Source organism: Paenibacillus sp. FSL H8-0104, from assembly GCF_038050215.1.
GTDB classification, from domain to species: Bacteria; Bacillota; Bacilli; order Paenibacillales; family Paenibacillaceae; genus Paenibacillus; species Paenibacillus amylolyticus.
The window spans coordinates 1327342-1353568 of sequence record NZ_JBBOTC010000001.1 but is presented as its reverse complement, the minus strand read 5'-3'; the positions used below and the strand labels follow the sequence as shown (position 1 = coordinate 1353568).

19 protein-coding genes are annotated in these 26227 nt (G+C 48.5%); 8 read left to right on the top strand and 11 right to left on the bottom strand.

All coding sequences use genetic code 11. From position 1 onward, the window contains the following. Positions 1 to 46: 46 nt before the first annotated feature. On the bottom strand, positions 47 to 892 hold the full coding sequence (locus NST38_RS05960) for a hypothetical protein (protein ID WP_076251313.1): 846 nt from the start codon (positions 890 to 892) through the stop codon (positions 47 to 49). A 198-nt stretch (positions 893 to 1090) separates the two neighbouring features. Continuing rightward, positions 1091 to 2368 (bottom strand): methyl-accepting chemotaxis protein, encoded by a 1278-nt coding sequence (locus NST38_RS05955; protein ID WP_036672371.1) that lies wholly within the window; start codon positions 2366 to 2368, stop codon positions 1091 to 1093. 335 nt (positions 2369 to 2703) lie between these two features. Here NST38_RS05955 and NST38_RS05950 point away from each other — a divergent pair, with 335 nt between their 5' ends. Beyond that, positions 2704 to 4137, top strand: a complete 1434-nt coding sequence (locus NST38_RS05950) for an aspartate ammonia-lyase (protein ID WP_047841890.1) — start codon at positions 2704 to 2706, stop codon at positions 4135 to 4137. 120 nt (positions 4138 to 4257) lie between these two features. Here the strand turns inward: NST38_RS05950 and rpoN are convergent, their stop codons facing one another. After that, positions 4258 to 5562, bottom strand: a complete 1305-nt coding sequence (gene rpoN, locus NST38_RS05945; protein ID WP_076251311.1) for an RNA polymerase factor sigma-54 — start codon at positions 5560 to 5562, stop codon at positions 4258 to 4260. A gap of 128 nt (positions 5563 to 5690) precedes the next feature. Then, positions 5691 to 7238, bottom strand: coding sequence for an L-glutamate gamma-semialdehyde dehydrogenase (gene pruA, locus NST38_RS05940; RefSeq protein WP_076251309.1), 1548 nt, complete (start codon positions 7236 to 7238; stop codon positions 5691 to 5693). A gap of 408 nt (positions 7239 to 7646) precedes the next feature. Between pruA and NST38_RS05935 the strand changes: the two genes are divergently transcribed. Further along, on the top strand, positions 7647 to 8570 hold the full coding sequence (locus NST38_RS05935; RefSeq protein ID WP_076251307.1) for a proline dehydrogenase family protein: 924 nt from the start codon (positions 7647 to 7649) through the stop codon (positions 8568 to 8570). 225 nt (positions 8571 to 8795) lie between these two features. On the opposite strand, the gene NST38_RS05930 is transcribed toward NST38_RS05935, so the two are convergent. After that, the gene (locus NST38_RS05930; protein ID WP_076251305.1) at positions 8796 to 10349 is read right to left on the bottom strand and encodes a collagen-like triple helix repeat-containing protein; all 1554 of its coding nucleotides are present in this window, start codon (positions 10347 to 10349) and stop codon (positions 8796 to 8798) included. A 450-nt stretch (positions 10350 to 10799) separates the two neighbouring features. Here NST38_RS05930 and NST38_RS05925 point away from each other — a divergent pair, with 450 nt between their 5' ends. Continuing rightward, positions 10800 to 12509 (top strand): sigma-54 interaction domain-containing protein, encoded by a 1710-nt coding sequence (locus tag NST38_RS05925; RefSeq protein WP_076251303.1) that lies wholly within the window; start codon positions 10800 to 10802, stop codon positions 12507 to 12509. A 46-nt stretch (positions 12510 to 12555) separates the two neighbouring features. On the opposite strand, the gene NST38_RS05920 is transcribed toward NST38_RS05925, so the two are convergent. Continuing rightward, positions 12556 to 14625 (bottom strand): nSTAND1 domain-containing NTPase, encoded by a 2070-nt coding sequence (locus NST38_RS05920; RefSeq protein ID WP_076251300.1) that lies wholly within the window; start codon positions 14623 to 14625, stop codon positions 12556 to 12558. Between the two features lie 318 nt (positions 14626 to 14943). Here NST38_RS05920 and NST38_RS05915 point away from each other — a divergent pair, with 318 nt between their 5' ends. Then, positions 14944 to 15234 carry a hypothetical protein gene (locus NST38_RS05915; RefSeq protein WP_133120414.1) on the top strand — a complete coding sequence of 97 codons (291 nt, stop codon included), beginning with the start codon at positions 14944 to 14946 and terminating at the stop codon, positions 15232 to 15234. Between the two features lie 59 nt (positions 15235 to 15293). Here the strand turns inward: NST38_RS05915 and NST38_RS05910 are convergent, their stop codons facing one another. Next, complete coding sequence (locus NST38_RS05910) at positions 15294 to 16964, bottom strand: PucR family transcriptional regulator (protein WP_076251298.1); 1671 nt, start codon at positions 16962 to 16964, stop codon at positions 15294 to 15296. A 189-nt stretch (positions 16965 to 17153) separates the two neighbouring features. Between NST38_RS05910 and ald the strand changes: the two genes are divergently transcribed. Further along, positions 17154 to 18287, top strand: a complete 1134-nt coding sequence (ald, locus tag NST38_RS05905) for an alanine dehydrogenase (protein ID WP_076251296.1) — start codon at positions 17154 to 17156, stop codon at positions 18285 to 18287. Between the two features lie 167 nt (positions 18288 to 18454). Here ald and NST38_RS05900 read toward each other — a convergent pair whose 3' ends face one another. Beyond that, entirely contained in the window at positions 18455 to 19372 is a 918-nt protein-coding gene (locus NST38_RS05900; protein ID WP_076251295.1) for a PD-(D/E)XK nuclease family protein, read from the bottom strand. Positions 19373 to 19884: 512 nt separating this feature from the next. On the opposite strand from NST38_RS05900, the gene NST38_RS05895 reads away from it, so the two are divergent. Beyond that, the gene (locus NST38_RS05895) at positions 19885 to 20568 is read left to right on the top strand and encodes a serine/threonine protein kinase (RefSeq protein WP_076251293.1); all 684 of its coding nucleotides are present in this window, start codon (positions 19885 to 19887) and stop codon (positions 20566 to 20568) included. 20 nt (positions 20569 to 20588) lie between these two features. On the opposite strand, the gene sigJ is transcribed toward NST38_RS05895, so the two are convergent. The 3 genes from sigJ to NST38_RS05880 are packed head-to-tail and all read right to left on the bottom strand — an operon-like array spanning position 20589 to position 23764. After that, positions 20589 to 21500 carry an RNA polymerase sigma factor SigJ gene (gene sigJ / locus NST38_RS05890; protein WP_076251291.1) on the bottom strand — a complete coding sequence of 304 codons (912 nt, stop codon included), beginning with the start codon at positions 21498 to 21500 and terminating at the stop codon, positions 20589 to 20591. Beyond that, positions 21490 to 22809 (bottom strand): phytoene desaturase family protein, encoded by a 1320-nt coding sequence (locus NST38_RS05885; protein ID WP_076251702.1) that lies wholly within the window; start codon positions 22807 to 22809, stop codon positions 21490 to 21492. The genes sigJ and NST38_RS05885 overlap by 11 nt, the downstream gene beginning before the upstream one ends. A 58-nt stretch (positions 22810 to 22867) precedes the next feature. Then, positions 22868 to 23764, bottom strand: coding sequence for an AraC family transcriptional regulator (locus tag NST38_RS05880; protein WP_076251289.1), 897 nt, complete (start codon positions 23762 to 23764; stop codon positions 22868 to 22870). 129 nt (positions 23765 to 23893) lie between these two features. On the opposite strand from NST38_RS05880, the gene NST38_RS05875 reads away from it, so the two are divergent. Continuing rightward, on the top strand, positions 23894 to 24781 hold the full coding sequence (locus NST38_RS05875) for a sugar phosphate isomerase/epimerase family protein (protein WP_076214488.1): 888 nt from the start codon (positions 23894 to 23896) through the stop codon (positions 24779 to 24781). 48 nt (positions 24782 to 24829) lie between these two features. After that, on the top strand, positions 24830 to 25885 hold the full coding sequence (locus tag NST38_RS05870) for a Gfo/Idh/MocA family protein (RefSeq protein WP_076251287.1): 1056 nt from the start codon (positions 24830 to 24832) through the stop codon (positions 25883 to 25885). The last annotated feature ends 342 nt before the right edge of the window (positions 25886 to 26227 follow it).

Sequence of the window (26227 nt, the reverse complement as noted above, 5' to 3'; positions counted from 1 at the left end):
TGAGAACATTCAATTCCCGATGCACTATGATATCAACAGGTTGATATCAATCAAAAGATTCATAATATTCTTCTTCATACACTTCCATGCTGTACTTCAAATCTACGGCCTTCCACTCGCCATCTTGATACTCATAAGTGAATGTCAGATCACCCGCATATAAAGCCGCACCGTAAGATCCTGCTGCTGATACGACAAGCTGGCCATCCTCTACACTGTAATAGGTAACTCCACCGAATCCCAACTCTTCGTTATATACGCCGCCACTCGTATCTTCCTCGATCCGTAAAGGTTCTGTTTGAACGCCATCAACGGAGACATCAACATCCACACGGTCTGATCTAACTGTAACTTTTGACTTCACATGCTGTTTCGCAATCTCATCCAGAGATTGCATCTTCATCTCTTCCAGCGTTACCGGATTAATGATACGTGCTTGTCCCAAATAAATACCTGTTCCATGACCTTCCGTGTACAAAACGATAATTTCTTTCTGGCCGTCTCCATTCAGATCCAGCTCGTGCACTTCGGGTTTGTAAGACCCGCCTTCTCCCTGCCAATCACTAAATTCTTGCACTTTGCCGTCCACTTCCAAAATCATTCCGTTATATATATATCCTGAACCCTCAACTTTCATAGGGTATAATCTGACCTTCTCATTCTCTGGAGCTACCGAAACGTATTCCTCTTTCACGGGAATGGATTCCTGTGTTGTCTTCGCTGTGTCATGCAGTTTATCTATATTGGAAGCCTCGACCACTTCGGTCTGGCTGGATTGATCATCTATGTTAAGCTGTTTTTGCGATTCATTCATGGTTCTGGCAGCCGAAGTTGTACTAATCGTAGCTACCGCCAGAATAATCATCAGCAGGATACCTGTCCAAGTTTTCAATATACTGGGCTCCTTTATCTGTTGTGATAATCCTATTATATCTTCATTTATCGCCTGCAAGTTGCGAATTTGTTAATCTTTCATAAAATAATCTTTACAAATTTTCGTTTTCACGAAAGAACGTTCGGCTTTAACCAGAATAAGCAAATTATCATGCCAAAACTGTTCTCCAAAAACAAAAAAAATCCCGAACACAGCTTAAGGCTGCATCCGGAATGCTTTGGTTTTGTCCAATAACCGATCGGTTAATTGTCTCAGTTCTTCAGCCGAAGATGAAATCTCCTCCATGATGGCTGTCTCTTCGTGTGCGGCATCCATAATTCGTCTCGCCTCATCCGAGAACGATCCGGCTTTCCCCTGGATTTTCTTCACATGACCGTGCGTTTGCTCCACGCGACCGGTCTGTTCTGCAATCTTGGAACCGATATCATGCGCACCCTTCATAAATACTTCCACTGTTCCTGTCAGTTCATGCAACGTCTGATCCACAGAGACGGTCCGCTCCGATTCATTAACCACGAGACCATGCTGCTCATGAGACAGTTGGGCTGTCTCCCTGATCCGCTCTTGCACACGACTAATCAGCTCATTAATACGGTGTACCGATTCCTTACTTTCGTCTGCCAGCTTGCGGATCTGCTGCGCCACGACTGCAAAACCAGAACCCTCTTCGCCAGCTCGTGCAGCCTCAATGGAAGCATTCAGGGCAAGTAACCCTGTTTCCTCTGCGATGTTTTTGACAGACTGGGTAATTACCTCGATATCGGAGGCTTCCTTCTCCAGCAACAGCATAATGTCGCGGGAACGATTGTGCGACTCGGCCAGCTCGTCCATCCCTTTCATCAACGATGAGAAAGTCTGTTTGGTATGATCCACCGATCGTTCCATCTGACCGGACATCTCTGTCATATCCATGGACTGGCTATGCATACGCTGGAAATCGTTCAGCATCTCATCCGCAGTGATCAGAGATTGATGGGAAGTGACCTTCTGCTCTTCTACGCCTACCGCAATATGATCCACCGCATCCGACATCATCTCGATCTGTTCGGCGGCCTGGGTAATTGCTTCACTCAGAGACTGTGCGTTCTGTGAAGTCGTTCTTGTACTGTCTGCAATATCATTTACAATGCTTCGAAGGTTAGAAACCATTGCGCGAAAAGCATCATATAATACAGTAAGTTCATCCTGCGTGCGTCGCTGCGGAATCTCGGTTGTCAGATCTCCCGCTGAAACCTGCTGTGCAGCCCGGGACAGGTGAACGATTGGACGAGTCAGCCAGCGTGAGGCAAACCATCCCAGAATCCCGTTCCAGCATACTCCCATGATCAGGATAATCGATATGTATACCCAATTCGGAATATCTAACGTAACCCAGTCTTTGACAAAAAATATAAAAAAGCCGCTAGTTCCGTAGGTAATAATCGAAATCAGTACCAGACCTGCGACAGTCTTTGCTCCTAAAGTCCATTTCATGTGCACACCCCGTAGTCCTTTTTTCCTATTTTACCAATCAAGTACCAAATTTCATGTGATATACATCACTGAAAACGTTCTATTTCCCCTCATACTTGCCGTTCATGCATGACTTCTCTACCATATAGCGCATAATGTATAAGACAAGCTTGGCCACTCCTCCCTTTCTTAAAAATTGAATAATATTCCATTTAATATCCCTAATTTTATTTATTATCGGCACAAGAGGCCAAATGATTTAGATTGGCATCCATTTTGCTTAAATGATATACTGAGTGCGCTTCAGCAACGCTGAAGCCGAACTATTTTTATTGATGCCACTGGAGGCGAACGAGATGTCTACTATGTCCACACGGACGGAGAAAGATTTTATCGGTGAAAAAGAAATCCCGGCTTATGCTTATTACGGAATTCAGACGGTACGGGCCGTGGAAAACTTCCCGATTACCGGCGTTCCGGTACACCGGGAGCTGATCACGGCTCTGGCTGCGGTGAAGAAGGCAGCAGCGATTACCAACATGGAGTTGAAGATGCTGCCGAGCAAGATTGGCGATGTGATCGTCATGGCAGCTGAAGAAATGATGAAAGGCCATCATCTGGATCATTTTATTGTAGACTCCATTCAGGGCGGTGCAGGCACCTCCATGAATATGAATATGAACGAAATTTTGGCCAACCGCGGGCTGGAACTGTTAACCAAAAGCAAGGGAGACTACTTCCATTGCAATCCCAATAATCATGTGAACATGTCCCAATCTACTAATGACGTGGTTCCTACAGCACTGCGCATTGCGGCGTACCAACTGTCGGAGACGTTACTCGCTACCATGAGAAGACTACAGGATGCGTTCCGTAAAAAAGAAGTGGAATTCAACGATGTGGTCAAGGTTGGCCGTACCCATCTTCAGGATGCCGTACCTATTCGCCTTGGACAAGAATTCGGAGCTTATGCCCGTGTCATCGGACGGGATATTGAGCGTCTTGAATTCGCCAATCGCCGCTTGCTTACCATTAACATGGGTGCAACTGCGGTAGGTACAGGACTCAATGCCAAACCCGAATATATCGTCAAGGTTACAGAGCACCTGTCAGCTGTTACCGGACTACCACTACAAACAGCTGAGGATCTCGTGGATGCAACCCAGAACACAGATGCCTATCTGGAACTTTCAGCGGCGCTGAAGGTATGTGCGGTTAGCCTTTCCAAAATCTGTAATGACATTCGCTTGATGGCTTCAGGCCCGCGTGCAGGATTCAATGAATTGCGCCTGCCACCGCGTCAGCCAGGTTCGTCCATTATGCCGGGTAAAGTCAACCCCGTTATGGCGGAAGTCATTAACCAGGTATCCTTCCAGGTGATGGGGAACGATCATACGATCTGTATGGCATGTGAAGCCGGTCAATTCGAGCTGAATGTCATGGGCCCAGTTATTGCGTTCAACTTGCTGCAATCGCTGAAAATCATGAATAACGGCATCGATGTTTTCACGCGTTATGCCGTTGAAGAGATGGAAGCTAACCGTGAGCGCTGCGAATTAATCATGAACCAAAGTTTCAGTATGGTTACGGCGTTGAACCCGCACTTGGGTTATAATGTGGCAGCTTCCATCGTGAAGGAAGCGCTCAAGACTGGACTTTCCTTGCAAGAGATTATTTTGGAACGCGGATTGCTGACACCGGAAGAACTGGAAGAGATTCTTCATCCGGAACAGATGACTACACCAGGGATTGCCGGAGAACACTTCCTGCGTAATATGGAACGTTTGTAGGTAATCAGGAAAACTGATGCAGCAACCCAAACACAAATAATTAACAAGAACCCTCGCAGACCGTTCATCCGGTTTGCGGGGGTTCTTGTATTCAGAGATGATAAGACGCCAGCTATTCGATTAAGCCCACCGTTTACGCTCAAGGGAAGGCAGAATCTGAAGTTCCTCCCTGTACTTGGCAACCGTTCTGCGGGAGATGACAATCCCCTCCTCGGCGAGCAGTGTGGCCAAATGACTATCCGAGTATGGACGCTGAGCCTGCTCCGTGCGAATGATTTCTTTTAATCTGCGTTTCACCGCTGATGCTGATGTTTTATCCCCTGACGTTGTACTGATTCCCGAGGCAAAAAAAGCCCTGAGTTCATATACACCATGTGGTGTCTCAATGTATTTACCGTTCACCGCACGACTTACCGTTGATTCATGCATGCCAATCTTCTCTGCAATAACAGCCAGATTGAGTGGTTTTAGCGCGGATGGGCCTTTGACCAAAAAGTGCTTCTGCTCTTCCATCACTGCCGCCAGCACACGCACTAAAGTCCTGCGCCGCAAGTGTACACTCCGAATAATAGCCCTCGCCTCTGCCACGCGGGTAGACCAGATTGTGTCCGGAGCCTCTTCCCTGATCCAGCGGAAGCATGCTTCATTCATCGATACACGAGGGTTACCTGCTGCATGCAGACTATAATGGACCTCACCGTTACGCAACCCGACAATGGCATCCGGAATAATGTAATGTGGCCGTTCCGTACATCCGATCGATCGACAGGGCTTGGGATCGAGACGTGTAATATAGTCATAGGCAATCTGAGCTTCCTGCGAAGTCATGCCTAATCGTCTCCCTGTTCTACCTGGGTGAAAAGGAACCAGTGCTTCCATTCCCGCTTCCACCATCCACTCCGCATTCAGCGCTGCTGATGGATCACGTCTAATCTGGAGCAACAGACATTCTTGCAGATTCCGCGCCCCTACACCAGCAGGGTCCAGCGATTGGAGAAGCTCCAGTCCCGCTGCAATCTTGCTCATCGGAAGCTCAAGTGTTGCTTGCACCTCTGCCAGTTCAACCGTCAGATAACCATCATCATTAACGCACCCTGCCAAATATACGGCCATATTTTCCAATTCGTCTGGAATTGTCATTACTCGAATTTGCGCAATCAGCAATTGTTCCAGAGTAGGTTCGGCACCTTTGGCCTGAAGCAACGGGTCATAGGAATCATACCTGCGCTGATCCATTCGCCGCGGAATCCGGGCGAGGGGCGCAGCTTGTTCTTCCAGTTCAAGTACTGGATTTTCCTCCGCTGCGTCCAGCAAGTAACGGGTCAGATCCTGGCCAGACATGGTTAGCAAATGAAAGGATTGTTTCATCTCCGGCGTGATGGACAGCCGAATACGTTGTTCCTGTACCAACTGAACACCTAACATCCGTTACCCTCCTTATGCCTTCGGCAATAAGCATCTGTGTTTCTTATACGAACAAAAGGATTTGCAGGGATAATAGCATATTATTCAAGTGAATGTAAGAAGTTTTTAATCGGATCATGGGTTTCTGTCTAATATTTCTCCGATACCAGCTTCGCCTGGGTAAACAGCAGCAGATAGTCTCTTCCACCTGCCTTGGAATCCGTGCCTGACATGTTAAATCCGCCAAATGGATGTGTGCCTACCAGTGCTCCGGTACATTTCCGGTTGAAATACAGATTACCCGCAAAGTATTCGCGTCTTGCCTGTTCCAGATGTTCACGATTACGTGAGATCACCGCGCCAGTCAGGCCATAGTCTGTATTATTGGCGATATCCAATGCATCCTGGAAAGATTCTGCTTTGATGAACGCAAGCACAGGTCCAAAAATTTCATCCTGAGCAATCCGGGCTTTTGGGTCCACATCGGCAATTATGGTTGGTTCAATGAAATAACCTTCAACGTTCCCTGTACCGCCACCGTGCACAAGACGCCCCTCACCCTTGCCGATTTCAATATATTCCGTGATCTTTGCATATGCCTTGTCATCGATAACCGGCCCAACTTGACTGCCAACTTCAAGTGGACTACCCATCGTCAGTTTCTGTGTCCGTTCAATCACTTTTTGCAATACTTCATCATATACATCCTTATGAATAATGGCACGGGAACACGCCGAACATTTCTGTCCTGAGAAACCAAATGCCGAAGCGGTAATGGACTCTGCCGCGAGTTCCAGATCACTGTCACTGTCTACTACGATGGAATCCTTGCCGCCCATCTCTGCAATAACCCGTTTGATCCACTTCTGACCTGGAGCTGTTCGTGCTGCACGTTCATTAATTCGCAGTCCCACATCTCGGGAACCGGTGAAGCTGATAAAACGGGTAAGCGCATGATCCACGAGATAATCGCCCACTTCACTGCCTGGTCCTGGTAAAAAGTTCACAACGCCATCCGGCAGACCAACTTCTGCGAGCAGCTCCATAAACTTGGCGGCAATCACCGGAGTTGTGCTGGCAGGCTTCAAGACCACTGTGTTGCCAGATACCAGTGCAGCCGAAGTCATGCCTGCCATAATCGCCAGCGGGAAGTTCCAAGGTGGAATAACAACACCAACACCCAGCGGTATATAACTCAGCTCATTATCTTCCCCTGCAATCCGCACGAGAGGCTGCGGTTCACTCAGTCGCTGCATATCCCGTGCATAGAATTCCATAAAATCAATGGCTTCCGCTGTATCCGCATCGGCTTCAGGCCAAGTCTTGCCGGCTTCATAAACCATCCATGCGGAGAATTCATGCTTGCGACGGCGCATAATGGCAGCTGCTTTGTATAGATAACGAGCCCGTTCATTCGGGTCAGTATGTTTCCATGTGTGGAATGTCTCCGCTGCTGTCTGAATGGCCTTTTCGGCCAATTCCTGATCTGCCTGATGGATCGTTCCGACGACTTGATTCTTGGCTGCGGGGTTCACGGAAGTTAACGTGCGGCTGCTTGTTATTTTTTGCCCACCAATAATAATCGGGTATTCCTGCCCAAGTTCAGCTTCTACCTGACGAAGTGCGTCTTCAAATGCTTCCTGGTTCGCCTGGACTGCAAAGGGTGTGAATGGTTCGTTAACAAAAGGGATATTCATCAATGATTCCTCCTTCAGGATGTGGGATTCGCTGGCTGCTCGCCTGAATTATTTTGCATGTTACTCATCACCAAATATATGTAGCAAAATCCGTGCCAACTCCGGTTGGGATTGAAATATTTTTCTCGTTAAATTTAACTAAAGAAAATTCACACGGGCCACTCCGATGACAGAATAACCTTCCGATCGCTGTTATCCCCAGATTTTTTGATTCCTTTTTATAGAGGGAAAATCCGGGGATAAAGGCGAGCGCTCCGCTTCTTCAGGTTCTTTCTGTCCTCTCCGTTTTGTGTAAATGTTTAGTCCAATTTAAATAGATAATTTTCATGAAAAATAGTAGACCATCGCCAAATCTGGCACGTTTCTTGCTTGAATTAAGTTAGCACAATGCTGAAGGAGGAAACGAAAATGAGTGTGGGAACGGAAATATATCGCAAAACCTTATTAACCGTGGCAGGCAACAAAGCTGTAGAGAACCTGTCCATTAGATATGGTAAGAAGCTGGCAGGCAAATTTATTGCAGGAAACACCTTGGAAGAAGCTCTCGAAGAGATCCACATACTCAATAATAAAGGCATTATGGCTACACTCGATCATCTGGGCGAAGGCATCACCCGCCTGAGCGAAGCGGCATTGTACAGGGATGAGTATGTACGCCTGGTAGAAGGCATTGCACGTGAAGGCGTAGACTCCAACGTCTCGCTAAAACCAACCCAGATGGGCCTCGCACTTGACCCGGAAGAGGGTTATCGAAATATCCGTACCGTTGCCACACAAGCCAAATTGCATGATCTATTTGTCCGAATTGATATGGAGGATAGTCCATTTACTCAAGCAACGCTGGATATTGTCCGAAGACTGCACTCGGAAGGACTGCATAATACAGGCACAGTATTGCAAGCCTACCTGCATCGCACCGAAGAAGATACGCGTGATATGATTCGGGAAGGCATCCGGCTTCGACTGGTTAAAGGTGCTTACAAAGAACCCGGATCAGTCGCCTATCAGAATACTTCTGAAGTCATTCATCAATTCAAAACGATGATTCGTAATCACCTCGATCAGGGTGTGTACACTGCGGTTGCCTCGCATGATGATCACATCATTAACTGGACGAAACAATACGCCAAGGATCGGGGAATCTCGCCGGATGCCTTTGAATTTCAGATGTTATATGGTCTGCGCATGAGCGAACAGGAACGTCTCGCCAAAGAAGGCTATCGCATTCGCTGTTACGTACCTTATGGCACTATGTGGTATCCGTACTATACCCGTCGTTTAGCCGAAAAACCGGCTAATCTCTGGATGGTCGTTAAGAATATGTTCCGATAGTTATTTTCCAGCTGGATCAATATATATGAAAAAGACAAAAGAAAACCATGTTGCCTCTTTCTTTCTTGGCACATGGTTTTTTCTGTACGAACACTTTACCAGAGCATTCAACTTTCCTTTTCTCCGGTTCTTCTCTTAATGTCTAAAAAATTAGCATCCCCAATTTTAAATGTCTATTTTTCTGGACACACCCATTTATTAATCAAAATTATAAACTCGAAAAGTTTAACTACTTAATTGTTGAATAAGGATAGAGGCATTGGCATTGGTCTGTGTTCCACCTGCTAGTGTTTGCAGACCAACAGCTGATGCGCTGGAATGGTTCCGTAATGTCAGCACATCACCGGGAGCAGCCGTAATAATGACCATGCCTGGATTCGGTTGAGTGCCAGCTCCTGAACCATAGACACTGCCACCTACAGGGGCTCCGTTTTGATAAAGGGTGAATTGGTTTGCCTGCACACCTGCAACGTTGAAAAACACCGCATAGTCCCCGGCATTACCAATAATAATCGCAGCGGTATTGGCCGTGTGAGTAATACCGGTAAGATTTGCGTTGCTGTCGAAGATTACATCCGCTTCAATAGCTACAGTTTGAGCTGATGTATTAAAAATGTAGGCGTACGAGGACAACCCTTGCCCTGCTGTACCAGTTGCTCCAGTGACACCTGTTGTTCCGGTGGCCCCGCTGCTTCCGGTTGCTCCCGTAACGCCCGTGGCTCCTGTCACTCCGGTGGCCCCGGTGCTTCCCGTTGCTCCAGAAATGCCCGTGGCTCCTGTCACTCCAGTAGCTCCGGTGCCTCCTGTTACTCCCGTAATACCCGTGGCTCCTGTTACTCCAGTAGCTCCGGTGCCTCCAGTTGCTCCCGTAACGCCCGTGGCTCCTGTTACTCCGGTAGCCCCGGTGCTTCCCGTTACTCCAGAAATGCCCGTGGCTCCTGTTACTCCGGTAGTCCCGGTGCTTCCCGTTACTCCTGTCACTCCTGTGGCCCCGGTACTTCCCGTTGCTCCCGTAATGCCCGTGGCTCCTGTCACTCCGGTAACCCCGGTGCTTCCCGTTACTCCAGAAATGCCCGTGGCTCCTGTTACTCCAGTAGCTCCGGTACTTCCCGTTACTCCAGAAATGCCCGTGGCTCCTGTTACTCCAGTAGCTCCGGTACTTCCCGTTACCCCCGTAATGCCCGTGGCTCCTGTTACTCCGGTAGCCCCGGTACTTCCCGTTGCTCCCGTAACGCCCGTGGCTCCTGTCACTCCGGTAGCCCCGGTACTTCCCGTTGCTCCCGTAACGCCCGTCGCTCCTGTCACTCCAGTAGCTCCAGTGCTTCCCGTTGCTCCAGTTACGCCCGTGGCTCCTGTCACTCCGGTAGACCCGGTGCTTCCCGTTACTCCCGTGGCTCCAGTTACACCCGTTGTGCTAAGCGTTTCTCCCAATAACTCTTGGGATACCAATCGGTGAGCCGCAACTAATTCGCCTGCGGCATTTTTACCCCATACGGATATTTGTGCTTCTTCAGCAGCCGTGTCTGAGGTTGAAAATACAAACTCAAAAGCATCAAAATTCCCATTATAAACTTTGGTGATGACCTGATTAGGTGATACATTGAGCAGTTCTTCTACATATAATGTTCTGACTCCATTAAGGTAATAGCCCCGAAGAAGCACCGTGAACATTTCTGTCGCATTCCGGTTATCGATTTTGACCGTAACGGATTGAGTTGGTCGGATCCCCGTTATTCCTGAAATATTATTCTCAATGGGCCCAGTTGATAGAATGGCCATTTCATCACCCTCCTTTGGTTCTTCTTCATGCGGATGGCCTTCATATAGCATTATTCAGAAGTTTCTTAATGGTGTGGACAATTCATGTTCTATATGAATAATCACCTCAACTGCCGTGTAACAGATTGAGAAATCACAGCTTAATAAGGTAACTCAAATGTCATTTTTAATAACTCAACCCTCACTTTAAATTACTGAAGGGCTCATACAAATTAGCATTAATTCCTTAAAATAATAGTAAAAGGAAATATCAGAAATGAAAATTCAACATCGATCTCCTCTGTGCCGACAACATGTATGCTTCATGTCAAAAAATATATACACACCTCATTTGGAAAGTTATAATATGGGTAACCATCATTCTCCAGTCATTTCATATGTAGATTACTTGTATGTAACTCGTGTAAAGAAGTCGTTTCCAAAAGTTATGTTCTAACTGAGGTGATATCGATGAAACATTTACTTCCAGAATTAATGTCTTTATTGCGTACGGATATGGATATTCTGGATAAAGACCTCTCCACACTTACCATTCCGTCCTCAACATCGTTGGTAGATGCCTTCTGCTTATTCAACACATCTTCTTATTTATTCATTCAGGATGATGGACCCCTATTGGGATATATCGCCGTATCCGATGTTTTGCATGCCATGATGCATGCGCATCGCCTAATAGAAGCTTATTTTGAGACCACACTGGAGACAGCGGGTTCAGCTCTGACATTAATTAATGAAGATGCCAAAGTGGCCTACTGGACAACTGGCGCGGAGCATGTTTTTTCGATCAGCAAAAAAGACATCATCGGACAACCCGCAGCGGACTTTTTCCCTCCAGATCGGCTACAGTCTCTCAAAACGTTGTATACCGGCGAAACGGTCTACCGCAAACAGCATCAGCCACGGCCCGACCTCTTCGCGCTGATTAATGCTCGTCCTGTCCAACTGGATGGACATATTGTGGGTGCAGTTGCTGCCGAAGTGGATATAACAACCGAAATCCGATTACATCAGGAACTATTACATATGACATCCAAAGTTCAACATCTGGAAAAAGCCGTTGCTCGGCTACGTCCCGAATTAGATCCATTTGCCAGAATCAAGGGCAGCAGCCCGGTCATCAAGCAGTGCATGGAGACCATTCGCAAGATCAGTACCACCTCAGCAACCGTACTTATTCTCGGGGAGAGCGGCACAGGCAAGGAGTTATTCGCCAAAGCCATTCATGATCTCCGTGAATTGCAGAGTGCACCGTTCACCGCTATTAACTGTGGGGCAATCCCTGCTTCCTTGTTCGAAAGTGAGTTATTCGGCTACGAAAAAGGCGCCTTCTCCGGAGCAAATCCCAAAGGCAAAAAGGGCAAGATTGAGCTTGCCGAAGGGGGTACTCTTTTTCTGGATGAGATCGGTGAGATGCCATTGGAATTGCAAGTGAAACTGCTTCGGGTGTTGCAGGAGAAGAGTTACTTTCCTGTGGGGGGAACGCGTATGAAGCAGGCCGACTGCCGGATTATCGCAGCAACCAACCAGAATCTAATGAGTATGATTGCCCGTAATCAATTCCGAGAAGATCTCTACTATCGGCTGAATGTCATTAACCTTGTCATCCCCCCTCTGCGTATGCGCAAGGAAGATATATATGAATTAACCCAGACGTTCCTTCAAGAATTCTCATTGCTCTATAACCGTCATATTGAGTTGGTTCCACCTGAAGTGTTCAAGTTGCTGTTCCAATATGATTGGCCAGGCAATGTGCGTGAATTACGAAATGTGATCGAACGCCTGACCATTCTGACGACAGATGGTGAGGTGAAGCAGGAATATCTGCCCGATACCCTCACTTCCCTCACCATGCAAGAACAGTCCGAAATTCAACTGGCATCCGGAATCCATTCACATGCCAACAACGAATATCAGCAACGTCAGGATTCGGCGGGAGCAGAACAAGAACCTCGAACGGTTGCAAATGTGGACGAAACAGAACCTTCGGATGATTCCGAACTTGTCTCCGGTGTTACCTACCAGCAAAAATTGGACACCTATGAAGCGCAACTTCTAATTCAATATCTGAAAGCAGCAAGTGGTAACAAACGAACACTGGCCAAGCAACTTGGCATCTCCAGGGCAACGCTCTATAATCGCATGAAGAGGCTTGGTCTATGACCAGCCTCTTCTTGTCGTTATTATCGGTATATGAATGAATAGAACCCTACAAAATCCGCGCCAAGCGAGTCAGCGCTGTTCTGAGATGGCGATAAAATGTCGCCCGACTCATGGAACACGTCTGGGCTGCGGCAGTTGGATTGCCAGCATGCGTCCAGTAGGCTGCGTATAACAGCATCTGATCCTGTGGAGATAGGCCATGCACTCTGCCCTCCAACAGATCCATGACATACAGCTGTAACTGGATCCCATCCCTTGCTCCTGCAACCCTGCCAGCATATTCATGCAATTCTCCTGGAGAACGAAGGTGCCCCAGCATCTTGCGAACCTCCTGTTCCGACCAGGATGTCCGCTCCCGCACCGTTGTTCCTGGCTGTATCCGATCATCTTGCCATTCAGGATCAAGCAGGGACATAACCCACGCTCCGAATTGCCCACTACGCAAATCCAAATCAAGCACATCTGCCGGGTCCTCATATCTGTCACAAGCACGGGTTCGGGTTCTCCGCATCTGAAAGCCAATACTCAGCAGGAACAACTTCAGATGAGGATTCGTTGCAATCAATATCACTCTCGCACCATCACCCAACAGAGACAGTCGGTCCAGTGCCATATACCCCACCAGTTCTTCTCGTGTGTAACCAGGCACGTCATCTCTTGCCGCAGCCAGCAAAGCAAAGTGAGTATCACTTTGATCCGGATCATTGCCAAGCTCCTGTGGTGTGAAGCATTCATTCATCTCATTTGGAAAATGCTTCAGTAGCAGACCGCTACTTTCCCTATGTACTAGCACTGTAATGAACATGGCGATCGGCTCTCCAAGCTGGTCACGCATCAATACGATCCCTTCGGGATAACGGTGCGCCAGCTCATCCAGGAACGGGCCATAGAACACGGCCTGATCTGGTGCCACGCTGTACTCACACCATTGTTGTAACAGCCTGTGCAGCGAAGGCAGATCCTCTTGTTTCATCGTTTCAAGAGGGGAGAACAAGGAATCACGGGACACATCCGCGTACTTGCGGAATTGAAGCATGGACTCCTGACAGAGCAACAACATCTTCCGGGCAATCTGGCGGCGCTCATGCGAACCTGCCTGTTCATGTAGCGGTTTAAGCAACTTCGCGATTTGGATACGCATCGTCTGCAACCGATGCGGCTCACGTTGGCGCAAATCCCGTAGCAGATGCACCCTGCCCATGTCATGCAGGGCAAGACCATCCGGGCCGGAACGAATAAACGACATCTGTCTCAGCATGTGGTACTCTTCTTGGGTCACAGTCATATCCAGTACAGATGATAACAATTCCTGATTTGCTGTTCCAAGCAGGGTTAACACCTCCACCATGGGATGCAGACGAGGAATCGTCAGTTCCAACAGCAATCGGGCACTAATCATATGCGACAGTTCAGCCCATTCGGCATGGGGAAGATTCCGTCTCTGATCCGCAGCTTCCACAGCAAGCGCCAAACCCAGCGGATGTCCATCGGTCATTCTCGTAATAGTACCTGCCATCCCCTGATTCAGAGAGCCCGCAACCGAGATATACTCCGAAATCTCTTCGACGGTAAAATGTTGAAGCTGCATCTGTACAAACCGCTGATGCAATCGGGGATGTGTCCGCCAGGCGGATGCAAGTTCTGGGCGTGATGCCAGAATGACAAGTATCCCTCTTAACGGAAGTTTGGATATGAAGACTTCCATGAACCAACTTTCCAGCAGTGCGAGTTCTTCATAATTATCCACTGCCAGGACCAATCGCTTCTCGACCGAAGTGTCTTTCAGCAAGCTCAGTGGTCGCGGATATCCGTCATTATCCAGTGTTTCCAACTCCAAAGTAGAGGACAAATATTCCATAAAAACGGAAGGCGTTGCGCCGCATGATCGGCCATCCATCCATATTGCCGTCGCACCTTGATCACGAGATACGGATAACATCTCTGAAAGCAAAGAAGATTTACCGATGCCTCCCATACCCGTAATTGAAAATATGGTCAGTGGCGCTTCCGGATGATTGAACCACCGCTCCAGTGTCGTCAGTTCCTTGGTTCGACCAATGAAACGTTTGCCATCCTCAACATATTTGTCGTATTGAGCCTCACTACTGTTTCCCATATATGTCCTCCGTACTAGATACTGGTACTTTTAATATACTTTTTTCTCTCACAAAATTGAGACTATATTGAGACGCGCAATTGCATGTGAAGTGATAGAATCTTGTTAAAAGCCAATTTATAGTAAATATTCAAAACAGCGGACATGGAAACGTTCTTACAAGGTATACATAGACCCCTTCGCGCTACTTCTTAACATAATGGATCATTCCGCCAATCAAGCACAGCCAACATGTACATGAGCATTTACCGATCTCGAATTCATGCTTCCCTTTCATACCCTACTACCAGCCCGATATTCCAGGAAAGGCGGATTTGTGTGAGAATAAACCTCGATATCTGTAATCTGAGCGGACAACTTGGAATCAATCCTAAACGACTTAATGAATGGCTGCACCAAAGTGGCATTTCAATGGAGGACAATGAAGCAGGACAGGAAGGACGTCCCGACCGGTCGTCACCCCCGTATCGGCTGGCTGCTCCTTCTTCATTATCACTGGCACCTTCCTCCGGTCAAACGAAGCTTTATCGTGGCCGACGCTCCACTTCCACTCTGCAACGCCTGCCTACTTCATTACGACACACCCGGCGGATTAGTAAAAACTGCTAGACTGTGCTCAAGGTAGTGTAAGATGGGTGCACAGTCTGTGTTGCATCCCTTTCACCTCATCAAGAGGATTGCCACTGTCCATTCTCAATCATCACGTGCGCGAGCAGCGCCATCTCCAGACAGATTCTTCTCCCTTGATCCATGTAACCTGGACCCATCAGTTCTTCCAGCTTCTCCAGTCTGTTGTACAACGTTTGCCGATGAATAAATAACTGGGCGGCCGCATCCCGTTTGGAACCAAAGTTCTGCAAGTAGGCATCCAACGTCTCTACCAATCGCAGGTGATGCGTTTGGTCATGTTCAATCAACATACCCAGGTGATCCTGGACAAAGGGTTGCAGGAAGGATTGGGGTAATGCCTTTAACATTTGATATATACCCATACGTTCGTAAAAGTGAACATGTTCCATCGAATCTACCGATCTCGAAACTTCGATCACCTGATAGGCCTCCTGAAGGCTCTCCGGCAGACTGGTCAAACGGCTGCGAAACTTGCCAAATCCTACATGAATCATAACCTGGTTCAAGTTGCGGCTGGCAAACCGCTTCACATCCAGGGCGATTCCTTCCAGCAATCGCAGCAGTTGATGACGTGCAGCGGCCGTTACCGCTTCCTTCGCACAGCACAGATATACCTGGTTGTTCTTCAGCATAATCAGGCTAGGCAGATTGTTCTTCTTGAGCAGGGAACGAAGCAGGACAAGCACATCCTGATGATTCGCTTCCATCCTCTCCCGGCCCGTACCCTTCAATCGATGCTCAATCTCGATGACCCCTCCCGCAAACCAGTACTGTCCCTTCACCAGCAAACGAAGTCCCATTCGGGTCTGGGCCTGCTCCTCCTGATGGATGTTGCCATTCATCAGATCCTGGATCAGCTCGTTCTGATTGCGGACCATCTTCTCTTCAAGAAACTGGGAGCGAAGCGTGAGCGCTGCCGCTGCCTTCGCTGAATAGTCGAGCAACAGCTTGAGATATTCGACTGGAGCTGCGGGATGCACAATCATGCCTACAGCCGAAAATACCTGGCCAAAACAGACGACCGGATGACACAACAGAGCCTTCTCTTCGTCTATGTGGAACCATAATTCAGTATCCGAATCATTCAGATCCAGATGTTCTACCTCCTGTTCATACCAGGTATAGATTGCTTGCTCCATCTCTGGAGCAAGTTCGGGCACAAAGCTACCCGGCTCCATAGACGAGATGTACACCACCGGTTTTGCAGCGTATTCATGCAACAGGTTCAGCACAGCAGACATGTCCGTACTCTGTAATGTACGCTGCTGAAGCTGGCGGGAGTAGGCTTCCAGACTTTTCAACAGTTGGTGCTGATGATTAATGAGCAGTGAGTGAATATCCTGTGTAATCTCGACAAAACGGACCGGTTGCTCAAATACGATCAGCGGAAACTGGTGTCTGTCCGCCAGTTCAATCAGTTCTTCCGGGATCCCGTATATGCTGGTACCAAACTCCACACACAGCCCGGCTGCCTCACTGCCAATGAGCTGAAGCAGATACTCTTCGCGCCCTTCTTCCGATTGAAGCCACAGTCCAGTGGATAAAATAAGATCATGGGGGCTTACGAATGGAGATACATTGGTAATCTCCAATACATGAACCCAGCCAACCTGACGGTTCACTCCATCCTTCCCTGCCGCTAGTCGTGCTCGGCCAAATACCGGACGTGCAAGGATATCTTTGATCGTAAACACACGGTCATTTCGCAATGGCGATCCCTCTTCGTGTTATTTTTTCTTACATTATAATCCATGGACAAATGTCCTGAACAGTCTTTTTCGACAATATGTTGAGTTCGATCCCTAAAAATTAGACATCAAGTAAGGTGCAAAACGATTATTCAAGTCATAAACTTGTAGTATAAGCTAACAACCAATAAATGGACGAGGTGCATGGTGATGAGAATCGGAATTCCCAAAGAAATCAAGAATAATGAGAATCGTGTAGCAATGACTCCGGCCGGGGCTGCTGATTTCATCAGAGCCGGTCACCAAGTACTGATTGAACAAGGCGCGGGGATCGGCAGTGGATTCACGGATCATGAATATCAAACTGCGGGCGCCGAGATTCGGATTGATGCCAAGTCCGTGTGGACCGAAGCCGATATGATCATCAAGGTGAAAGAACCACTTGCCAGTGAATATGGATATTTTCGTCCGGGACTGATTCTGTTCACCTACCTGCACCTCGCAGCGGAACCGGAGCTTGCCAAAGCCCTTATAAAGAGTCGGGTAACGGCTATTGCGTATGAGACGTTGGAGGTCAACAGCGCTCTCCCCCTGCTCACCCCTATGAGTGAAGTTGCAGGCCGCATGGCCTCCCAGATCGGAGCACAGCTACTGGAGAAAACAGAAGGTGGCAAGGGCATTCTGTTGTCAGGTGTACCCGGCGTCAGTCGGGGGAAAGTGGTCATTATTGGTGGCGGAACGGTGGGAACAAATGCAGCCAAAATTGCTATTGGTCTTGGCGCCGATGTGACCATCCTTGACCTGAATCTGAATCGTCTGCGGCAGTTGGATGATATCTTTGGCAATCAGATCCACACACTAGTATCTAGCCCGTCCAACATTGCAACAGCTGTTGCGTCGGCAGATCTGTTGATCTGTGCGGTGCTGATTCCGGGCGCCAAGGCGCCAACACTTGTCAGCGAGCAAGTGGTTAAGACGATGGCACCGGGCTCGGTCATTGTGGATGTGGCGATTGATCAGGGCGGGATCGTTGAGACCATTGATCATATCACAACCCACGATGAACCGACCTATGTGAAACATGGCGTCGTGCACTACGCGGTGGCGAACATGCCGGGCGCCGTGCCGCGTACTTCCACGGTGGCGCTGACCAACGCCACCATGCCTTATGCGCTGCAGCTGGCCAACCACGGTGCAGCCGCCGCGATTCGCGGCAGTTCGTCCATTCGCAGCGCGGTTAACGTGCTGAATGGACACATCACGTATGAGGCGGTTGCCCGGGATCTCGGGCATGCCTATGTTCCTGCGGGTCAGGCGCTGGAGAATACCGCCGCTGTCCAGTAATCTTGATATGATCGTTCCACCCGGCGCCTTGTCGCCAGGCCTGTGGAATGCAATAGAAGCGCAAGTCGGGCAGATGATGTTCCCGGCTTGCGCTTCTTGTTTTTTTTCACATATAGGATAGCTTGTTGGTGGGTATAAGGCCTTAGGTTTTTCCGGTTTTTGGCACTTCAGACTGCTCGCTCACTGCACACTTCGCGGAAGTTGCAATCCCGGCAGGACCGGTGTGATGGCATCGCTGTGAAGTAGGTGACGTCCTTGGGACGGTTGTAATACTCATCCTCCACGCAGGATCGCATCTCCTCAATGTAACGACCCACGTTCTCCTCTACCTTCCGGATATCCTCTTCTGTCGCTGTAAACTCCCGGTGTTTTCCGGTTAACAGGTACTCCACTCGCAGCTCAATCTGCTCCAAGGGAACCCGGTAGTGTTCTCTCACATAGGATGCGTACAGCATTAGCTGATCGGAGAAGTCATCTTCCTTGCCCGTCTTCCAGTCCACAATGACAATATTGCCGTTACTGCGTCGATACAATAAATCCATCTTCACATACACACGTGTATCGTGCAGCATCATGGTATCCCATTTCTCGATCTCCAGAATGTCCGTACTTGCTCGGGACAAGTCCTCCCACGTAAGCGTCTGGTACAGGTTACCGACACAGGCCGAAGCCCGTTCCTTAATCGTGGCGATCCGATCATTCAACGTGTCATCCCCGTAATAGATCTCGGACAGCATCGTGCGATTCTTGGGGTTCAGTCGCCACTGATCCGTGTCCATGGATTCCACATACGCCTGATTCAGCAGCTTGCGTATCGTCTGTTCCAGGAAGTGTTCACGCGGTTTATCTTTGCCCTCTTCCCTGCTGCGTACCGCCGACTCACACATCCGATGTGCGAGATCCCCGAAGACAAGATACAGATTGCTGAGCTGCTTCAGACGGTACAGACGAACCTGCATCTCATCAGCAGAGTCTGTCTTCCAGCCGTTATGGGCACCGTAATAATGATAATAATATTTGCGCAGGCACTCATCGAACATACTCGCCCGCGACTGCGAATAAGACCACTGCGGGTATTGTGCCATAAGTAATCTGCCTTTCTGTATGCCGGATCTGCATGAGATCCCTTAATGCTCACAGTATAAAGCCCGGGCAACCTTGTCGCAAGCGCGCTTCCGTTATTTTCTTCTGACGCAACCGTTTCCGATTCGATCCGTATCGTTTATATAGTAACATCACCAAAAGATGAAATTGCGGAGCAGAACGCATAATATACTCTATAGAGGGCACGAATTCAGGACCGGGATGTTAGTACGGTCTAGCCCGAAGCCAGTGCTGGCCCGGCGCTAACGAATCTCACACACCTTATCACGCGGATCATGAGGTTTTACGGAACTTAAACGAACCCCAGACAAGCTAATTAGTCTTATTCGGTTGTAGAACATGTTTACTGCAAGCAAATGAGCCAATAGCGTGTCTCTGATTCGTTACATTTTCAGATCTGCCGATTTACGCGAAATAAGACTTACTCGGTTCGTTAGAAAATGATTATATGAAAAAAAATTGTACAGGCATATCCTAAAAGGAGGCACCACCCATGAATCGACCGGATTGGTTCCAGGCGGAAGAAGCATTACAACAGATCCAAGTCATCGGAAGCGACCGGAATGAGCTCGTGAACATCATCGGCGATGTAGAAGGATTGAATTGCATTGGCACAGGTACGGATGCGGCTGTATTTACGTATGACGGCTTGCCGCAGTATGCCCTCAAGATGTACTCGGATCATGCCTTGGACAAACTCGAAAATGAAAAACAGGTATACGAGCAGCTCAAAGGTCTGCCATACTTCCCTACCTATTTCGGCAGTGGCCGGAATGTACTTGTGATCAGTTTTGAACCCGGGGATACGCTGCTGGAATGTTTGGAAAAAGGAATCCCCGTCCCCGAGCAGGTGATGCTCGATGTGGACGCAGCGCGAGAAGCCGTTCGCAGCCGCGGGTTGAACCCTCGCGACATTCATCTGAAAAATGTAATACTTCAGGATGGACGCGGGAAAGTGATTGACGTATCCGAGTATATCCAGGACGGCAATGACAATCGCTGGGAGCATCTGGTCTGGGCCTATCACAACATCTATCCACGGATCAAAGGAACGCCCATATCTCCACGCATGCTGCAAACGATCAAATGGGGATACAATCAGTTCGATCATGCCAACGTCAAAATGGACGACCTCGCCAAGAAAGCCAATCGTCTATTCTCCAGATTTATGAAATGAGTATCCAAATTGACTTCACTTTAACCTAAATTCAGATGTTGCAGCTTATCCGGGTTACGCAAGATATAGATCCGCTCAACACAATCGTTTCTAAAAGCTAGGCTGACCACAGTCGGGAATGCCTCAGAGGGGCTGCTTAATACAAATCCTAGTTGTCCATTGACCTTGACCAGACGTACAATACCAGCGCTGTCCCCTTTGGATAAGAGCCCTTGAATGAACGCCAGCACCCGCTGGCTTGATGTAACGGGTTTAATTGCTGCCACAACTTTACCACCACCATCACTGTACAAGGCGACATCGTGGGAAAGCATTTTTAAGAGTCCTCCCATGTCTCCACTCGACGTGGCTTGGAGGAAACGAAACGCAAGCTGCTCGGACTGAACGCTGGGAGTCAACTCGACTTCCGGCTCGTCCTGGATTTTACGTTTAAGACGACTGTATATTTTCCGGCAGCCGACCTCCGTCTTGTTCAAGAAGTCTGCTATATCGCCATAATCAAATTCAAAAGCTTCTCGCAGAATAAATACCGCGCGCTCAATTGGGGTTAGCCGATCAAGCATGACCAGGAAGGCGTACGAAATCGTATCTTCCAGTTCAATCGTTTGAAGTGGATCATGTTCCACGGCTGATACTGATTCTCGAGCAGCCTTATAATTTTGCACCAGAGGTTCCGGTAGCCATGTCCCGACGTATAGTTCCCTTTTTTTACGTGTTGATTTCAAGTAATCGAGACAACGGTTAGTTACCATTTTGCATAAGTATGCTTTCAGGTTCCGAACAGAGCTACCCTCTTTATGAATACCTTGCTGCTGTACTGTTACAAATGCGTCCTGAACCACATCCTCAGCATGAATGACAGATCCCAGCATACGATATGCGATAGAAAGAAGAAGGGGTCTATATGTCCTGTATACCAATTCAATCTCCATAATGTATTCCTTCCTTATCTATTCCTCTACCTTCTATTATCATTTGAGCAGCCCGCTTTGCGCTCGCCAGAGAGGCATTAATCAGCATCCCTTCATCCCCTACCCAATCGCCAGCAACATAGAGCCCCGGTCTTCCTGTGATCTCAGATCCAGGTCTACCCGAGAGACCTCCGTTCTCAGCTGTGACACTGCCATGTGAGACAAGCATTCGTGGAAGAAACCGCTGCTTAATGATATGCTCGCGCCACCCCGGCTGAATCAAATCGAGAAAGCCCTTTAGTTCGTCTTCATCCTGCCTTGGATCCGATTTTGATGATTCCGACAAATACTTCATCACATGCACAACTTCATATACAGGGTTCTCTGATAAGGAGGCCGCGGCGGAATGGTTGGAGTAGTACCAAGGATGATTTACGCCTAAAACAAATTTTGTTTTCGGTTGAGGCATCCCGGACACGACGAGATCCAGACATGCGGCTCGAACAGGAGTTAACTTGTGATACAGTTTGGCTTCAATGGGTGAAAGAGCAGGATTAAGCAGAGCTAAAGTATCCAATGGGCCAGCCGTTGATAAGACGTTGCGAGTCGTCAACTGTGAACCATCTTTTAAGGAAACCATCATCTGAGGATAACTTCCGGCAATTTCTCGTACGACCGAGCTTGTGCGGATGGATACACCCGCCTGCTGAGCTTGTTCTGTGAGCCAAATAACGAGGAATTGCCAACCTCCATCTATATACAATACTTGGTTCTGTTTGAGTTGTTCAATGACGGCGCCAGCACTTACCTGATCAGGAGCATCGCAATAGGTGCTCAAACGAACAAGCGCAAATACGACACTACGTACACGTGGACTGGATACCAGGGTTTCCAGGTAAGTCTGCAAACTAACGTTATGCAAAACGGATGTATCTACCTTTCGGAGAGAACTGTAGAACCGAAGAAGCTGGCACTTCTCTCTCCATTTCAAATACGATCCGAGCAAGAGCTGTGCTAGGGAAATTGTCTTATTCCCGCCGTTTGTTCCTTCAAACACCAATGTATCTGGCGGTTTCGGTACTGATCCGATAGGTGTGACGCCTACCTCATGGAGAATGGGTAACGCTGCTTTACTGAGAGCATGAGCCCCCAAGTTTACGCGTGCTCCCGCAATCTCATTTGAGATAGCGCGTCCTCCGAGCTGTACCCCTTTGTCGAGCAACAGCACAGTCTTTCCTGCACGGGCCAGATAAATCGAGGCGGTCAAACCGGCAATGCCTGCTCCAATGATGATAATATCCCATACTGGCTCATTATGATGCTCTGTCATGTACATCAATCCCCTCCGCTTAATGCATACATGACGATGAGCAGCGGACTTTTGTGACTCAGACTTGCTTCTTCATTCGCCCCCCAGAAGGAGTTACTCCCTTGTACTGTTTATATAACTTCGTAAAATAGTTGGCATTGTCGCAGCCGACTCTGGCGGCGATCTCTGTAATGGTCAGACTACTGCCTTGCAGCAGCTGCTCTGCCTCACTCATCCTACACCCGTTCACGTATTCCACAAAGGTACGTCCGGTCAGCTTTTTGAACATTTTGCAGAAGTGATACGCATTTAATCCCACATGACTTGCCGCTTCCGTAACAGACATCTTGCCTGTGGGGTCCGCTTCAACCTGTGCAATTAACTGTTTGAAACGTTCACGGTTTGGAAAATACGATCCGACCGTTTTATCCGGTAGTTGCTGCGGCATAAAGGTTCGCGCAAGCAGGGTGAACAAGGCATGCAGCTTGGATTTCACCACGAGCTGATAAGCCGGGGGCTGTAACGCCATTTCCTCCACAGCTTCATTCAGCAAAGAATAATAGCCTGTGCAGGCTGTATTTTCCTCTGCCGGTTTGACCGGAAATCTCACTCTTCCTTCCAAATACGGCGCGACATATTGCTCATGCACAGGATCATGAGTGAAATCATGGAACAGTGCACGGTTGACCACAACGGAATCATAATGCACATCCCCCTCATCCAGAGCATATCCGACATGCAATGTACCTCCAGGAATGATGATGACCTCACCTGCTCGAACCACATAAGGTTTGCTATCAATATGAAACAGCGCACTGCCCTTGCGCATGATAATCAGCTCAAAATGTTCATGCCAATGCAAATACAAAATGCATTCTTCAGCTTTCATATCTGAACACCGATTTTGGAACAGCTGAAATGGATGTGATTTATGGTCAATTCGGGTATTTTCGTGAAGCGCTTTCAGATCCAGCACGACTTCTTCCCCCTCTTCACAAGATCCGACTATTATTACACAAGATTGTTTAGAGCCATCCCGTTAATCCACGGCTATAATGAGTGTGTCACGAAGTACTATAAGCCAATATTGGAGTGAAATACAACCATGAATAAATCATTACGCATCGGTACCCTTGTAGGCGGGCAGGACGCCGTCCGCGTTATCCCGCAGATCATGCAACATGGCTTCGAATCATTTAACCTGACCTTCTGGCAAACAACTGGTGACCTGGACTTGGCAGAGACAGCCAAACGTGTCCGTGAAATCGTGGACGAACAAGGTATTGTCATCTCCGCGGTGAGTGTATTTGGTAACCCGCTAACTGGAGCCGGAGACAACGCCGATACACTGGCAAGCTGGGAGCGAGTGATCGATCACGCACAGCTCTTCGGTGCAGATATCGTCTCCGGGTTTACCGGACGTCTAACCGATCAACCCATTAACGAGTCCATCCCCCGGTTCAAGGAAGTATTTGGTGAACTGGCACGTAGGGCAGCAGACCGGGGTGTACGCATTGCTTTTGAAAACTGTGATATGGGCGGCACCTGGCAGACAGGCGACTGGAACATTGCCCATAACCCGACGGCCTGGGAGATGATGTTTGATGCTGTTCCAGATGAAAATGTTGGGCTGGAGTGGGAGCCTTGCCATCAAATGTCCAGCCTGATTGATCCTATTCCACAGCTGCGCAAATGGGCACATAAAGTCTTCCACGTACATGGCAAAGATGCCACGATTGCCTGGGATATTGTCAAGGAATACGGCGTGCATGGCCCACGTGAATTTGTCTGGCACCGCACACCCGGCTTCGGGGATAACAACTGGGCAGACATTATCACCATTCTGCGCCAGAACGGTTATCAGGGTACGATTGACATTGAAGGCTGGCATGATCCCGTCTACAAAGATGAACTCGAAATGACCGGACAGGTGCATGCATTACGATATTTGAAACAATGCCGCGGCGGCGATTTTGTGCCCAATCCGGTATAGGAAACCATGCGAGCTGTATAACACAATCCATGCGAAGGAGATGAGAACATGACTCATCCTTATCGGGTAATTATTGCTGGCTGCGGTGCCATGGCAAACACGTGGGCGGACTATGCCTTGCAAAGGCCGGATACGGAAATCGTTGGGTTGGTCGATCTGTATGAACAGACAGCCACTGCTTTTGCTGCAAGACACGGCCTCACCTGCCCTACGTTCACCGATATCCGTGAAGCCATTCAAACGACTGGTGCAAATATCGTATTTGATGTCACAATTCCGGCGAGTCATTACGGCATTGCCATGACGGCGCTGAAGGAAGGATGTCACGTATTTGGCGAGAAACCACTGGCAGAGTCCTTCTCCGACTGCACAGATATTGTGCAAACCGCTCGCAGCACAGGACACATTCAAGCCGTCATGCAGAATCGCCGTTTTGATCCGCGTATCCGCGCCTACCAGCACCTCATTTCCGGCGGAGCTATAGGGCAGGTAGGTTACGCAGGAGCCGACTTTTTCCTCGGGCCACACTTCGGCGGATTCCGTGATCTGATGGATAGTCCGCTGCTGCTCGATATGGCGATACATACGTTTGATCAGGCACGGTATATTCTCGGAGCCAACCCAGTATCGGTGTACTGCCATGAGTTCAACCCTCCAGGTTCCTGGTATCGGGGCAATGCGATGGCGTTATGTATATTTGAGATGTCTGACGGGTCCGTATTCAACTATCGCGGATCTTGGTGCGCAGAAGGTGTACCCACATCATGGGAAGCAAGCTGGCGCGTAATCGGTGAAAAAGGAACCGCCATCTGGGATGGTCATGATGACATCTATGCTGAAGTAGTTGCTGCGCAAAGCCTGGATGCTGACGGCAAACCATCCTTTTTCCAGCCAAGTGAGCGGATTGAAGCGGAACTGCCTGTCATGGACAAAACAGGTCATCACGGCTGTCTCGAAGACATGTTCGCCGCACTGGAATCCGGCCGACTGCCTGAGACCGATTGCAGCGATAACCAGTTCAGCATGGCCATGGTCCTCGCATCACTGGAAAGCGCACGCACAGGCCAGAAAGTCTTCATCGCCGATCTACTAAAAAACACATAGCGAAGCGCCTGTATATTTCATATTAAAGAAAGCCCAAACTGCAAAAGTTTAGCAGTTTGGGCTTTCTTATTTTTTTACTTACTCTCCTAGTTCCAAAAATGTTGTCACAAAAAAATTGTCAATCCAAATAGCAAAAGTAGTGCAGGGAACGAAATCGATTCTGAAGAAGCAAAGTGTTCGCCTAAAAGCTTTCTGAAAGAAAGCTGCATCGGAAGCATACGCTTATCCCCGGATTTCGACTTTACAAAAGTCGATCAGGAAATCCGGGGATAACAGCGATCGAAAGAACGATTCGTAACCGGAACGGCTGCTTCGCGAGCAGTGAGCAATTTTTTTGGAACT

Excerpts from the sequence above, each read along its gene's own strand:
- NST38_RS05955 (WP_036672371.1), bottom strand. The coding sequence starts at position 2,368 with ATGAAATGGACTTTAGGAGCAAAGACTGTCGCAGGTCTGGTACTGATT.
- NST38_RS05950 (WP_047841890.1), top strand. The coding sequence starts at position 2,704 with ATGTCTACTATGTCCACACGGACGGAGAAAGATTTTATCGGTGAAAAA.
- rpoN (WP_076251311.1), bottom strand. The coding sequence starts at position 5,562 with ATGTTAGGTGTTCAGTTGGTACAGGAACAACGTATTCGGCTGTCCATC.
- pruA (WP_076251309.1), bottom strand. The coding sequence starts at position 7,238 with ATGAATATCCCTTTTGTTAACGAACCATTCACACCCTTTGCAGTCCAG.
- NST38_RS05935 (WP_076251307.1), top strand. The coding sequence starts at position 7,647 with ATGAGTGTGGGAACGGAAATATATCGCAAAACCTTATTAACCGTGGCA.
- NST38_RS05930 (WP_076251305.1), bottom strand. The coding sequence starts at position 10,349 with ATGGCCATTCTATCAACTGGGCCCATTGAGAATAATATTTCAGGAATA.
- NST38_RS05925 (WP_076251303.1), top strand. The coding sequence starts at position 10,800 with ATGAAACATTTACTTCCAGAATTAATGTCTTTATTGCGTACGGATATG.
- NST38_RS05920 (WP_076251300.1), bottom strand. The coding sequence starts at position 14,625 with ATGGGAAACAGTAGTGAGGCTCAATACGACAAATATGTTGAGGATGGC.
- ald (WP_076251296.1), top strand. The coding sequence starts at position 17,154 with ATGAGAATCGGAATTCCCAAAGAAATCAAGAATAATGAGAATCGTGTA.
- NST38_RS05900 (WP_076251295.1), bottom strand. The coding sequence starts at position 19,372 with ATGGCACAATACCCGCAGTGGTCTTATTCGCAGTCGCGGGCGAGTATG.
- NST38_RS05895 (WP_076251293.1), top strand. The coding sequence starts at position 19,885 with ATGAATCGACCGGATTGGTTCCAGGCGGAAGAAGCATTACAACAGATC.
- sigJ (WP_076251291.1), bottom strand. The coding sequence starts at position 21,500 with ATGGAGATTGAATTGGTATACAGGACATATAGACCCCTTCTTCTTTCT.
- NST38_RS05885 (WP_076251702.1), bottom strand. The coding sequence starts at position 22,809 with ATGACAGAGCATCATAATGAGCCAGTATGGGATATTATCATCATTGGA.
- NST38_RS05875 (WP_076214488.1), top strand. The coding sequence starts at position 23,894 with ATGAATAAATCATTACGCATCGGTACCCTTGTAGGCGGGCAGGACGCC.
- NST38_RS05870 (WP_076251287.1), top strand. The coding sequence starts at position 24,830 with ATGACTCATCCTTATCGGGTAATTATTGCTGGCTGCGGTGCCATGGCA.